This window comes from Pseudobacillus sp. FSL P4-0506 (assembly GCF_038003025.1).
GTDB lineage: Bacteria > Bacillota > Bacilli > Bacillales > Domibacillaceae > Pseudobacillus.
On the sequence record NZ_JBBOOI010000001.1, the window covers coordinates 1836072 to 1848866 of the forward strand.

At 43.3% G+C, this 12795-nt stretch carries 15 protein-coding genes and 1 other RNA gene; 14 read left to right on the forward strand and 2 right to left on the reverse strand.

The window, feature by feature from the left end; all coding sequences use genetic code 11:
• The first annotated feature begins 808 nt into the window (after positions 1-808).
• The 5 genes from MKZ02_RS08975 to rpmG all read left to right on the forward strand — a co-directional run bounded on the left by MKZ02_RS08975 (position 809) and on the right by rpmG (position 5821).
• A complete protein-coding gene (locus tag MKZ02_RS08975) occupies positions 809-1780 on the forward strand; it encodes an aminoglycoside phosphotransferase family protein (RefSeq protein ID WP_340853144.1) in 972 nt (323 codons plus the stop codon).
• A 66-nt stretch (positions 1781-1846) separates the two neighbouring features.
• Positions 1847-2560 (forward strand): YhcN/YlaJ family sporulation lipoprotein, encoded by a 714-nt coding sequence (locus MKZ02_RS08980; protein WP_120033377.1) that lies wholly within the window; start codon positions 1847-1849, stop codon positions 2558-2560.
• A 271-nt stretch (positions 2561-2831) separates the two neighbouring features.
• A complete protein-coding gene (locus MKZ02_RS08985; protein ID WP_340853149.1) occupies positions 2832-4244 on the forward strand; it encodes a LysM peptidoglycan-binding domain-containing protein in 1413 nt (470 codons plus the stop codon).
• Positions 4245-4469: 225 nt separating this feature from the next.
• Positions 4470-5648 (forward strand): GTP-binding protein, encoded by a 1179-nt coding sequence (locus tag MKZ02_RS08990; RefSeq protein ID WP_340856366.1) that lies wholly within the window; start codon positions 4470-4472, stop codon positions 5646-5648.
• A 23-nt stretch (positions 5649-5671) separates the two neighbouring features.
• The gene (gene rpmG / locus MKZ02_RS08995) at positions 5672-5821 is read left to right on the forward strand and encodes a 50S ribosomal protein L33 (RefSeq protein ID WP_340853150.1); all 150 of its coding nucleotides are present in this window, start codon (positions 5672-5674) and stop codon (positions 5819-5821) included.
• Between the two features lie 69 nt (positions 5822-5890).
• On the opposite strand, the gene ssrS is transcribed toward rpmG, so the two are convergent.
• Positions 5891-6076, reverse strand: a non-coding RNA gene (ssrS, locus tag MKZ02_RS09000) — 6S RNA.
• A gap of 121 nt (positions 6077-6197) precedes the next feature.
• On the opposite strand from ssrS, the gene MKZ02_RS09005 reads away from it, so the two are divergent.
• The 8 genes from MKZ02_RS09005 to yajC all read left to right on the forward strand — a co-directional run bounded on the left by MKZ02_RS09005 (position 6198) and on the right by yajC (position 11635).
• Positions 6198-6419, forward strand: a complete 222-nt coding sequence (locus tag MKZ02_RS09005) for a hypothetical protein (RefSeq protein WP_120033368.1) — start codon at positions 6198-6200, stop codon at positions 6417-6419.
• A 109-nt stretch (positions 6420-6528) separates the two neighbouring features.
• Entirely contained in the window at positions 6529-6801 is a 273-nt protein-coding gene (locus tag MKZ02_RS09010; protein WP_340853151.1) for a BofC N-terminal domain-containing protein, read from the forward strand.
• 116 nt (positions 6802-6917) lie between these two features.
• Entirely contained in the window at positions 6918-7529 is a 612-nt protein-coding gene (gene ruvA, locus MKZ02_RS09015) for a Holliday junction branch migration protein RuvA (protein ID WP_120033361.1), read from the forward strand.
• Between the two features lie 23 nt (positions 7530-7552).
• Positions 7553-8566, forward strand: coding sequence for a Holliday junction branch migration DNA helicase RuvB (gene ruvB / locus MKZ02_RS09020; protein WP_120033358.1), 1014 nt, complete (start codon positions 7553-7555; stop codon positions 8564-8566).
• Positions 8550-8756: a DUF2905 domain-containing protein gene (locus MKZ02_RS09025; protein WP_120033355.1), complete on the forward strand. Its 207-nt coding sequence runs from the start codon at positions 8550-8552 to the stop codon at positions 8754-8756. The genes ruvB and MKZ02_RS09025 overlap by 17 nt, the downstream gene beginning before the upstream one ends.
• A gap of 19 nt (positions 8757-8775) precedes the next feature.
• A complete protein-coding gene (queA, locus tag MKZ02_RS09030) occupies positions 8776-9804 on the forward strand; it encodes a tRNA preQ1(34) S-adenosylmethionine ribosyltransferase-isomerase QueA (protein WP_120033352.1) in 1029 nt (342 codons plus the stop codon).
• 398 nt (positions 9805-10202) lie between these two features.
• On the forward strand, positions 10203-11342 hold the full coding sequence (tgt, locus tag MKZ02_RS09035) for a tRNA guanosine(34) transglycosylase Tgt (protein WP_120033349.1): 1140 nt from the start codon (positions 10203-10205) through the stop codon (positions 11340-11342).
• 26 nt (positions 11343-11368) lie between these two features.
• Complete coding sequence (gene yajC / locus MKZ02_RS09040) at positions 11369-11635, forward strand: preprotein translocase subunit YajC (protein ID WP_120033344.1); 267 nt, start codon at positions 11369-11371, stop codon at positions 11633-11635.
• A 44-nt stretch (positions 11636-11679) separates the two neighbouring features.
• Here yajC and MKZ02_RS09045 read toward each other — a convergent pair whose 3' ends face one another.
• Positions 11680-12051: a TIGR04086 family membrane protein gene (locus MKZ02_RS09045; RefSeq protein WP_340853157.1), complete on the reverse strand. Its 372-nt coding sequence runs from the start codon at positions 12049-12051 to the stop codon at positions 11680-11682.
• Positions 12052-12148: 97 nt separating this feature from the next.
• Here MKZ02_RS09045 and MKZ02_RS09050 point away from each other — a divergent pair, with 97 nt between their 5' ends.
• A complete protein-coding gene (locus tag MKZ02_RS09050) occupies positions 12149-12793 on the forward strand; it encodes a DUF421 domain-containing protein (protein WP_120033340.1) in 645 nt (214 codons plus the stop codon).
• The last annotated feature ends 2 nt before the right edge of the window (positions 12794-12795 follow it).

Here is a 12795-nt window from a genome sequence, read left to right on the forward strand (position 1 = left end):
CAGCAGACGGTTCAACCGCCACCACCTCCTGCTCCACCTGTTAAGCCGGACAATATATTTCCGGGACTTGATAAAAAGGAAGAATTAGTAGAAAGCACAAGTGTTCCAATTATGCCGCCGCCTATGCCGGAGATAGAGATGGCACCACAACTACAAGGAGGAAGTAATTATCCAATGAGCGCATATGTGAATCAACATCAAATGGCCCCACAAGTACAAGGGTATGGTATGCATCCAGGCATGCATCCACAATGGTGCATGCCAACGCCAATGCCAATGGAGATGCCGATGCAGATGCCGATGCAGCAAGCACCTCTCATGCAGCCTTCATATGAGATGGGCGAAGAAATAATGGAATCCTCTGAAGAAATATCGTCACATTATCCAATGATGAATTATCCGTCATCTGATCATGTACAAATCACACAAGAAGCAGGAGTCGTTGCGCCAATGAATTACGCGCCACCAATGTATCCAACCATTGCTCCTTATCAGATGCCGCCGCATCCATCGCACAGTTACTGTGTACCGTGCACGCATGCTATGCCGGGAGCAGGCTATCCAGGCTATCCTATGCCAATGGAATATGCGATGGAATCACCGGATTACGGAGGCTATCCGCAAGTTATGGGAGCTTATCAGCCGCCTGCTTATTACCCACCTCCGATGATGCAGCCGCCTTATATGCCGGGGTATTCTCCGCAGCCAATGATGTACCCAACGGGGGGAATGATGATGCCTAATCAATATCCTCCACAGTCATTATCAGGGAAATCAGATTGTGGCTGTCAGCGTGAAGACGAAGAGAATGAAGAATAAATTTCAGCAGGGAGACGGATTAACACCTCGTCTCCTTTTTCTGTTATCCGCTCGTTTGGAGGAAACGATACAAACAGTTTTTTCATTAAAAAAAGGAAAATGGCTCGTCATTACAAATAGAAACAAGTGGTTCGTTAAAAAGTATGCTTCCCTGTCACAACTGGAGAAGCAAATTCAGTTATGTCATTTTTTATCTGACCAAGGGTTTACGCAGGTGATTCTTTTTCATTCTGTCACACCTATCATATTTGAGAAGCAGATTTTTGCTGTTATGCCCTTTATCGAGCCCGCAAAAAAAACTTTTTACTTTCAAACAGAGGAAGAAAGAGAAGAGGCATTGGCTTTACTTTCAGTCTTTCACCAGCAGACCGAGAAACTCCCTGAAAAAATTACCGCTTGCTTTCCCCATTTTGATCAGGCTGCTGTTTGGCGTAAAAGGCTGACTGCATTTCAAAGAGAGTTGCCTGAATTGATACGTTATTTTCCTGCTTCCGTTTTAGAGCATTACGCGGAGGCAGGCAAGTGGTGTTTAGATCACTTATCCGACCAGCCGAAGGATGAAGGCAAATTGGCAGTGATTCATGGAGATGTGGCTTCTCATAACTTTTTTCGATCAGCTGATGGAACGCTTTATTTAATTGATTTTGACTTAGCTGCACAAGCGCCCGTTTTATTTGATTATGTACAATGGACCAACCGGGTTCTTCCGCTTGTCGATTGGAACTTAGAGAAAGTTATGGAGCATCGCGTAATAACTCCATACACGCATAAAAAGAACTGGTTTATTTATACGTTGTTTCCAGCGGATGTTTTTCGTGAATGTCGACGGTTTGCTCGGGCTCCTCTCAAGGAAAAAAAGTCAGCTTACAAGCATGCTTATGAGCTAACGGTCAAGCCATTTACACAGCGGAAGATATTTTTCAAAAGATGGAAGAAAGTATGGGAAGACCAACAGGGATAAGAATGTTCCGCTTCTGCAAACTAAGAAGGGCATCATTTGCCCGAATAAAAGTTCAGGGGTGGGGTCATGGAGAAAGCGCTAAAAGCTTTTGCTATATTGTCTTTATCGGCTGGCCTTGCAGCATGCGGCATTGAAAGTGAAAGCGGCTATGGCGACGGAAATAATCGCTATGAACCACAAGGATATTTTTCGAATGCTGGGCATGGGGACCAAAATGATCGTCATGACGGTCCTATGACAGAATGGTACGACCATTCTGTGGGGGAGGAACAAAAAGTTATACGCAAAGACAAAGCCCGTTATCTACAAAATGAAGATGACAACGGACATCCGCAAAATCCATCGAAACCACTCGCTAAAGAGGACCGCAGCTTCTTTGAACGTGACAACGAGCAGCCCTATAGCAGTGATGCTAATTATCACGGCCATCAAAGCATTCAAAATGTCCAAAAGAAAAATTCTTACTATACCAACTACGACGGAAAGCTGGCAGAAAAATTAACTCGAAAAGCTGAAGGAGTAGAAGGTGTCCTGGCTGCTCAAACATTTATTGGCGATAAGGAAATAATGGTGGCTCTGCAAATTTCTAAAAATAGTGATGAAAAGGCAGTAAAAAGGGCAGTCAAGCAAACAGTGACACGTGATGCCAAAGGAGCCGATGTAAACGTATCTAGTGATATCGGTACTTTTAATTACATTCGTGTTCTGGACAATGACTTGCGTGATGGCGGACCAATTGACTTAAAAAATGTCCGTTTTAGCAAAGAAAAATACAGGTAAACAGGAGCCTTAGGCTCCTGTTTATTTAATTTTTGGGGAGGCGGTTGTGGCGTCTCCGTTAAGTATGAATGGGCAAGCCTTTTATTCAATGGTTTTGCAAACATTTGCCTGCTGCTTTTCTCTCTGAGAACCCTTTCGTTTCAACGGTTAGGCAGAGTGATTCTGAATATCATAAAAGGGTAATTTTAATAAATATTAGCAATAGAAGGTTTTCCTAAAGCATCATCCTGCATATGTATAGTCATATGACTATGATTTGGAGGAGACACCTATGATTATACATGTGATTCAAAAGGGAGAAACGCTCGCTCAGCTGGCTCGCAGGTACGGAGTAGAAGTAGCACAGATTGAAGCTGCCAATGAGTTGCCTGATCGCGATCGTCTTTTGATTGGCCAGGCTTTAGTTATTCCTCTTTTGGCTCAGCGACATAGAGTGCAAGCGGGGGAAACATTGCGGCAAATTGGCCAACGATATGGGGTAACAGTAAGAGAGATTATTCGGGTTAACCGAATAAGGGATCCGGACCGCATTAATCCTGGAATGATGTTATATATCCCAGCGAGAAGACACGTAGTAGAGGCAGGGGAAACATTATCCCAAATTGCTCAGAGGTATGGAGCAGATGTGCAAGAATTAATGAGAATTAATAACATTCGGCGCCCGGCTTCCATTTATCCAGGGATGGTTTTATATATTCCCTTTGAAAGACCCGTGATTGATGTGAACGCCTATACGATTGAAAAGGGAGAGGAGGGGGCCAGGCAAGTCCGGGAGGTGGGTGAGTACTTAACCTATGTTTCTCCATTTGCTTATATTATGAGAGCAGACGGCGGATTGGAATTGATCAATGATACTGCAACGATTCAGGCTGCCCAGGCTGCCCAGGTAGTGCCAATGATGGCTATTACAAACTTTACTGCGAGCGATCCAGGCTCCAGGCTGGCAAGCACCATTTTAAGAAGCAGGGAACTGCAAGATACACTCTTAACTAATGTTATTCAAATCATGAAAAGAAAAGGTTACCAAGGAATAAATATTGATTTTGAAAATGTATTTCCGGCCGACCGTGAACGGTATAATCAATTTTTACAGCGGGCAGTAGACCGGCTGCATCCGGAAGGTTTTTTTGTCTCCACAGCTTTAGCGCCTAAAACAAGTGCTAATCAGAAAGGGTTGTTATATGAGGCGCATGATTACGAGGCTCATGGGCGAATCGTTGATTTTGTCATTTTAATGACATATGAATGGGGCTATCGTTTCGGACCGCCACAGGCTATTTCACCGCTTAATCAAATTAGGAGAGTGCTTGACTATGCAGTCTCTGTCATCCCAAGAAATAAAATCTTCTTTGGCTTCCAAATATATGCAAGAGATTGGCTGCTGCCGCATCAGCAAGGGCAGGAAGCCCAAACATTTGATATGCAAGAAGCCATTCGCCGGGCGGTAAGATATGAAGCGCCTATTCAATATGACTCCGCATCCCAGTCGCCATTTTACCGCTATACAGATCAGCAGGGGCGCACGCATGAAGTATGGTTTGAGGACGCCCGCAGTGCTCAGGCAAAGTTTGATGTTGTAAAAGATTATAATCTTCGCGGCATTAGCTATTGGGTCCTCGGATATCCATTTCCGCAAAATTGGCTGCTTTTACAGAGTAACTTTAGGATCAGAAAAATAGGATGATGTCCAAATCAAGAAACTAAGTAAAAGACCACTGCCTAATTCCTTTCTCTCCCGGAATTAGGCAGTGGGTTTTAGGAACTATGGTACAGTCATTCGTTGAAGAAAAATTATCCTTTTAGTTTATTTTTTTAAAAAAACTCTTGCAAATAGGAATGATTACGTTTTAATATAAAAGTTGTAAATCGTAATAATTACGGTTTGGTGAAGGGAGAGAATAGAGTGAAAATAAAAATTCCAGTAACAGTATTAAGCGGATACTTGGGTGCAGGGAAAACCACACTGCTCAATCATATTTTAAAAAATAGGGAAGGAAAGAAAGTCGCAGTTATCGTAAACGATATGAGCGAGATTAACATCGATGCTTCACTTATTAAACAAGGTGGGTTTTCGCGGACAGAGGAAAAGCTTGTTGAAATGCAAAATGGCTGTATTTGTTGCACACTTCGGGAGGATTTAATTAAAGAAGTGAAAAAGCTTGCAGCAATTGGCGATATCGATTATATCGTGATTGAATCAACGGGGATTAGCGAGCCTATGCCGGTAGCTCAGACATTTACATACATGGATGAAGCTGTAGGAATTGATTTATCAGCTGTTTGCCGGCTTGATACGATGGTAACGGTTGTAGACGCGTGTCGTTTTTGGCATGACTTTGCTTCCGGTGAGAGCCTGCTTGAACGAAAAGAAGCGGCAGATGAAACAGACACAAGAGAAGTGGTTGATTTATTAATTGACCAAATTGAGTTTGCTAATGTTATTGTACTTAATAAAATTGATCTCGTAGGAAAAGAGGAAACACTGGAATTAAAGGCAGTTTTGGAAAAGTTGAATCCAGAGGCCTATATTGTTTTAACAGATCATGGCCGCCTTTCACTAGATGAGGTACTCAATACGAATTTATTCGATTTTGAACAGGTGAGTCACAGTGCTGGGTGGATTAAAGAGTTGAACAGTGAACATACACCGGAAACAGAAGAATATGGGATTTCCTCTTTTGTTTATCGCAGACAGCTGCCATTTCATCCGAAGCGCTTAAAGGATTGGCTGGAAAACTGGCCAGCAGAAGTAGTTAGAGCAAAGGGATTTATTTGGCTCGCTTCCCGCAATGATACAGCCTGCATACTATCACAAGCCGGACCTTCCATCATCTTTCAGGGAGTCGGACAATGGATTGCTGCTTATCCTGAGCAGGAGCAAAAGCAAATGCTACAGGAGGAACCTGAATTACTGAAAAGATGGCATCATGAACATGGAGACCGGATAAATGAGCTTGTATTTATTGGGATTGGAATGAATAAAGAAGAAATTGAAAAGGCGCTCGATTGCTGTTTGTTGACCGAGAACGAACAAAAAGCAGAATGGTCTTCTTTAAAAGATCCGCTGCCTCCGTTTGTAACGGTATAATCACTATTGAAGGAGAGAGAAAAATGAGAGTAACTATTACATTAGCATGTACGGAGACAGGAGACAGAAATTACATGACAACAAAGAATAAACGGACAAACTCGGAACGATTGGAACTGAAAAAGTATTGTCCACGGCTGAAAAGACATACGCTGCACAGGGAAACAAAATAAAAGAATATGTATGATTGTATATACAAAAAAGCCGGCTTCCAAAAAGGAAACCGGCTTAAATTATGTAAAGGAAAGGCCGCAGTTGCCGTACGTTTAATGAAGTTTTAAAACCACCACTCCATAAAGTGGGTGTTTGCAGAAACGTTCCTGTCGTCCTCATAGCAATGAGGCATGACATTCCGGCTTCAATTTAAAACTCCCTATTTCAGCTTAAAGGTTAAAACTTTATTAAGGTTACGCACAACGCAGCTGATATATATAATATACATGAGATTCTAAGAAAATGCAACACCGCTTTTATCCATCAATCCGGCGTTTAAATCAGAAAGAGCAGGGAAAATAACAAATACATATGAAAGAAAGCGAGGAGAGCAAAATGAAAGTAGTAAATGTAGAGCTTCGGTATGATGAAGACAAGATGAAAGAAGATTTCACAGAAATACTGAAGAGTGCGCTGAGAAGAGAGAACATTGAAGTTATTTCTGTTGATAAAAACAAAAATACTGAGCCGGAAAGCCCTTACCAGCGTGTAGAGCATAAAGAGGTAGATGATGATGTCAGCTCTGCAGGAGCAGGCGGCATGGTATCCCCTAACTAAACATAATTGAACATTGGACTTATGATAGGTAAGACCGTCAATTAAGACGGTCTTTTTGTTTGTGCTCTTTTCTTTTTGGCGAAAATGAAGGTAAAAAGGAGAGAGACAAGTGAAAGGTCCTGTGCTTGTAATGTTACTGCTCTGTGTGCTGTCAGGCGGTGTATATGCGCTGAGAGAGAAAGAAGGAGAAGGTCTGGCAGCCGTTCAAGAAAAGCCACACAGTGTTCAAGTGACACTTCTGGAAGTAGGAAGAGACGGTCAATTAAGGAAGTCAGTCCATCAGGAAGTTATTTGGGCAATGGAAGATTTCTGGTCAGAGTATAAGGGGTATCAGCTTGTTGATATGAACGCAAAAGAAGTTATATTTGAAAAACGACAATGAGGCGAGCGAAAAAGGAGATTCTTTATAAGAACAAACGTTTCTTTTTATTTTTTTCAACAATGAATCATGTTATGATAAAATGAGGAGTAATGTGCAGTGTAGGGGAGCGAATAAACTTGTATGAATATATTAAAGGCAGCGTAGCGTTCGTAGGTCCGGAATATGTGGTAATTGAAAATGGCGGCATTGGCTTTCAAATATTAACGCCAAATCCATTTGCTTTTTCCAAACACGAACAGCAGACTGTCACTGTGTATGTGCATCAGCATGTACGCGAAGATGTGCTGGCGCTGTATGGATTTGTTTCTATAGAAGAAAAGAGGCTGTTCGAGAAATTGATTTCGGTGTCGGGCATCGGGCCGAAAGGAGCGTTAGCTGTATTGGCGAGCGGAGAGCCTCAGCAAGTAGTGTCGGCTATTGAACAAGAAGATGAAAGGTTTTTAACGAAATTCCCCGGTGTTGGCAAGAAGACTGCTCGGCAAATGATTTTAGATTTAAAAGGAAAATTAGCGGATGTTGTGCCGGAGTTTTTTCCGAATTTATTTCAGCCGGAGGGCATGGAACAAAAAGCGGCTGTTTACGCTGAACTAGAAGAAGCATTGCTCGCGCTTGAGGCACTTGGCTATTCTGCACGGGAAATTAAGAAGGTCAGTGTGAAGCTGAAAGCAGAGCAGTTAACGACAGACCAATATATCCGCAAAGGCTTGCAATTACTGCTGAATGGATAACTGAATGAGGGAGTGATCTTGCGATGGAAGAACGCATCGTTTCCGGAACGGCTGAAGTGGACGAGTTATATGAGGAGCAATCACTGCGTCCTCAGACATTAAAACAATATATTGGCCAGGAGCAAGTGAAAAATAATCTGGCAATTTTTATTGAAGCCGCCCGTCAGCGACAGGAAACTCTCGATCATGTACTATTGTATGGACCACCTGGTCTTGGCAAAACCACGCTTGCCGCTGTGATTGCTAATGAAATGGGTGTGCAGATGCGGACGACAGCAGGACCGGCGATTGAGCGGCCAGGTGATTTGGCTGCCGTTCTAACATCACTCGAACCGGGTGATGTGCTGTTTATTGATGAAATTCACCGGCTGCCGCGTGCGATTGAGGAAGTGCTGTATCCAGCGATGGAGGATTTTTGCCTTGATATTGTAATCGGCAAGGGGCCGAGTGCCCGATCTGTCCGCCTGGATTTGCCGCCATTTACCTTGATTGGAGCAACGACAAGAGCAGGCTCTCTTTCTGCCCCACTGCGAGACCGTTTCGGTGTGTTAAGCCGTCTTGAGTATTATAATGAGGAGCAGCTCCGCGAAGTGGTTATGCGAACAGCAGATATATTTCAAACAGCGATTGATCCTGCCGGCGCCACTGAGATTGCTCGCCGATCCAGGGGCACACCTCGGATTGCTAATCGGCTCTTAAAAAGGGTGCGCGACTATGCACAGGTGCGTGGAAATGGCATAATTACCTATGAGCTGGCAGAAGAGGCGCTTGAATTGCTGCAGGTCGACCGTAGAGGACTTGATCACATTGACCACAAATTGTTAAAAGCAATTATTGGGCGATTTCGTGGCGGTCCCGTCGGTGTGGAAACAATAGCTGCAAGCATTGGTGAAGAAGCCGGCACGATTGAAGATGTGTATGAGCCGTACTTGCTGCAAATTGGCTTTTTGCAGCGGACACCAAGAGGACGGATCGTCAGTGAATTGGTGTACCAGCATTTTCATATGGAGGTTCCGACAGATGAGCGGAATCGGTAAGACACTGATGTTAATCGGTGTAGTGATCTTTGTGTTAGGGCTAGTGATGCAGTTTGTTAAAATAGGGCGTCTGCCTGGCGACCTGTTATTCAAAAAAGGAAATACCACATTTTATTTTCCGATTATGACATCTATTATTGCCAGCATTGTACTGTCACTCATTTTTTATGTGATCGGAAGATGGAAATAAAAAGATAGGGATGAAGAAAGTGAAAGTAGAGGAATTTGACTTTAATCTGCCTGAAGAATTAATTGCACAGACGCCGCTTGCCGAGCGGGCGGAGAGCCGGTTGATGGTGCTTGATAAAGAAACAGGTGCTATTCAGCATGAAGTATTCAAAAATATCACCTCTTTTTTACAACCAGGTGATTGTCTTGTCTTGAACGACACAAAAGTTATGCCAGCCCGGCTGTACGGTACAAAAACAGATACAGGTGCGAAAATTGAAGTGCTCCTGCTAAAACAGGAGGAGGGCGACCGTTGGGAAACACTTGTAAAACCGGCGAAGCGTATTAAAGAGGGCAGTCAGATTATATTCGGAGACGGCCGGCTTTCCGCTGTTTGTACAGGTGAAAAAGAGCATGGTGGCCGAATTTTAGATTTTTCTTATGAAGGAATTTTTTACGAAGTGCTTGATGAGCTTGGAGAAATGCCGCTGCCGCCTTATATTAAAGAACAGCTGGAGGAGCGTGATCGTTACCAGACGGTCTTTGCGAAAGAACGGGGATCAGCTGCTGCTCCGACAGCCGGACTTCACTTTACAGAAGAGCTGCTGGAAGAAATCCGAGCCATGGGCGTACATACCGCTTTTTTAACGTTGCATGTCGGTCTCGGTACTTTCCGCCCGGTGTCTGTGGAGGCGATCGAGGAACATGAAATGCATGCTGAGTTTTACCATTTGTCGGAAGGAACGGCTCATCTTATTCAGAAAGTGAAAGAAGAGGGAGGCCGTATCATCAGTGTGGGCACGACTTCAACAAGAACATTGGAAACAATAGCTCGGGATTATAACGGACGTATCGAAGCAGCCAGCGGCTGGACGGACATTTTTATTTATCCTGGCTTTGACTTTAAAGCAATTGACGGCATGATCACCAACTTCCACTTGCCCAAATCTACATTAATCATGCTGGTAAGTGCCCTTGCCGGAAAAGAGCATGTGATGAATGCTTACAAGGAAGCAGTAGCTGAGAAATATCGCTTCTTCAGCTTTGGCGATGCGATGCTAATTAAGTAAGAATAACACTTTTGTACTCTGATTATGGCGCTGTAGCGTCTTCCCCTTGATTTTTCTCTTTTTTAAGAGGTAAAGACTGACTTTTTTGGAGAGAACGTTTGTCGAGCAGAGACGAGCAAGTGTATGATTATCTAGTTATAGGCGCTAGCGGCTCGAGGTCACAAGCCCACCCGTCTGGAAGGCTCAAGGGCAGCCTTTCAGTCGGTTCGTGTTGTGCTTGTCACCGCTGGACGAGCGCCTTCCGCTTTTATTGTGTTATCCAGCTGCAGGCGCTAGCGCGTACGCTGATTTCGCTCTCTCGGTCGGAGTCTAAGAAACGACTCCACGTCGAAAGCTCCAATCTGCTATCGCGCTGAGCGAGCGCCTTCCGCTTTTATTTAGAAGGGAGTGGCATTGATTTGCCAGCAATTAAATATGAATTAATCAAAACGTGTAAGCAAACGGGAGCTCGTCTGGGACGTGTTCACACACCGCATGGAAGTTTTGAGACGCCTGTGTTCATGCCGGTAGGAACATTGGCGACTGTTAAGACGATGTCTCCGGAAGAGTTAAAAGAAATGGGCGCTAACATTATTTTGAGTAATACATACCACCTTTGGCTGCGCCCTGGTCATGAAATTGTTAAAGAAGCAGGCGGTCTTCATAAATTTATGAATTGGGACCGGTCGATTTTAACAGATTCAGGCGGTTTTCAAGTATTTTCTTTAAGTGATTTTCGTAAAATTGAAGAAGAGGGGGTTCACTTTCGTAATCATTTAAATGGGGACAAGCTGTTTTTATCTCCGGAAAAAGCAATGGAGATTCAAAATGCGCTTGGGTCTGATATTATGATGGCGTTTGATGAGTGCCCGCCCTATCCTGCAGAGTATGATTACATGAAACGCTCAGTCGAAAGAACCTCTCGCTGGGCAGAAAGGTGTTTGAATGCTCATTCTCGTCCGGAAGATCAAGGGCTGTTCGGCATCGTCCAAGGAGGAGAATATGAAGAGCTCCGCCGTCAAAGTGCCAATGACTTAGTTTCTCTCGACTTCCCAGGTTATGCGATCGGTGGCTTGTCTGTTGGAGAGCCGAAAGATGTGATGAATCGCGTGCTTGAATTCACCACTCCGCTTTTGCCGGCACAAAAGCCGCGCTACTTGATGGGGGTTGGTTCGCCTGATTCTTTAATTGACGGGGCGATCCGTGGCGTAGACATGTTTGATTGTGTATTGCCAACGCGAATTGCAAGAAATGGGACACTGATGACGAGTGAGGGAAGATTGGTTGTAAAAAATGCTAAATATGCCCGGGATTTTGGGCCGCTTGATGAAAACTGTGACTGCTACACGTGCCGAAATTACTCGCGCGCTTACATTCGTCACCTCATACGTGCGAATGAAACATTTGGAATTAGGCTTACAACTTACCATAACTTATATTTTCTGATAAAATTAATGGAACAAGTAAGAGAAGCGATTAGAGAAGACCGTCTGGGAGACTTTAGGGAAGAATTTTTCGAGACCTACGGTTTTAACCGTCCGGATGCGAAAAACTTCTAACATCGTTCTCAGAAAGGGGTGAAATTATGCAGTCAATTATTATGCTCGTGTTGATGTTTGTTTTATTTTACTTTTTGCTTATCCGTCCACAACAAAAGCGTCAAAAATCAGTAGCGGAAATGCAAAATAGTTTGCAAAAAGGCGACAGAGTGGTGACTATCGGCGGTTTGCATGGATTTATCGATGCAATTGAAGAAGGCACAGTCGTGATTAAATGCGGGGATGGCAGCCGTCTTACATATGATCGTTCTGCCATTCGTGAAGTGTCCGAAAAAGCAGTGACACCTCAATAATGTAATAAAAAAGCAAATCAACCAAATAGGTTGATTTGCTTTTTTTATTTTTTTGAAGACATATTCACACCGAGCACACCGCCCATCATTGCTGTGACGATAAAGCAGAGATGATAGACGAGCTGCTCCCATCCGAAGACGGAATCATGACCTAAATACTGGTAAAGAATCATAACTAAACTGTATAAGAGCCCAGCGGCTCCTCCTGAGAGCCAGCCCTTTTGGCCAGAGAGCTTTCCTGAAATAAATCCCCCGATAAAAAGCACAAAAAATGAGGTGATTGTAATCGAGAGATGCAAGGATGATTCATTCAACGAGCTGAACCGTAAAATAAGAGAAAAGACAAGGCTACACACCGCAGCAAATACAAAAATTACGATCGTTCCATACATAATTCCATAACTGAAAGGCTTCACGTTAAAGTCCTCCTTACTTTCCATTGTTTGTATTTCATGTTTTTTTCACTTAGGCTCACACTAAGAGGTAACATTAACAGATATAAAGGAGAGTTCCATGGTTTACTGGACAATCATTTTTCGAGTCATATTTCTATATGTTGTTATTTTATTTGTATTCCGGATGATGGGCCGAAGAGAGATTGGTGAGCTGAGTATCCTGGATCTCGTTGTATTCATTATGATTGGTGAAATGGCTGTCATTGCCATTGAGCAGCCGAATGATCCGTTAATGCACACACTTGTGCCCATCGCTCTTCTCGTTATTATTCAAATCAGCCTTGCGTATATCTCTTTAAAAAATGTAAAGTTCAGAGAGTTTATCGACGGCAAACCAGAGATTGTTATTAAACACGGAAAGATTGATGAAAAGGCGATGAGAAGACATCGCTATAATTATGATGATTTACTTCTTCAACTGCGTGATAAAGATATTCGCCATATTGATGATATCGAATTCGCTATATTGGAAACATCCGGCACTCTGTCAATTCTCAAGAAAGAGAATAAGAAAAAAGAGGGCTCATTCACATTGCCGATTGTGCTGGATGGCGAAGTCCATCATGAACATTTGCGAATGATTGGCAAAACAGAGCAATGGCTCATGCGTGAATTAAAGAAAAGAGGCTACAAAGATATTAAAGGCATTTCGTTTTGTAGCTTCCATGATGGCACGTTTTATATTGACAAGATGGGAGTATAAAA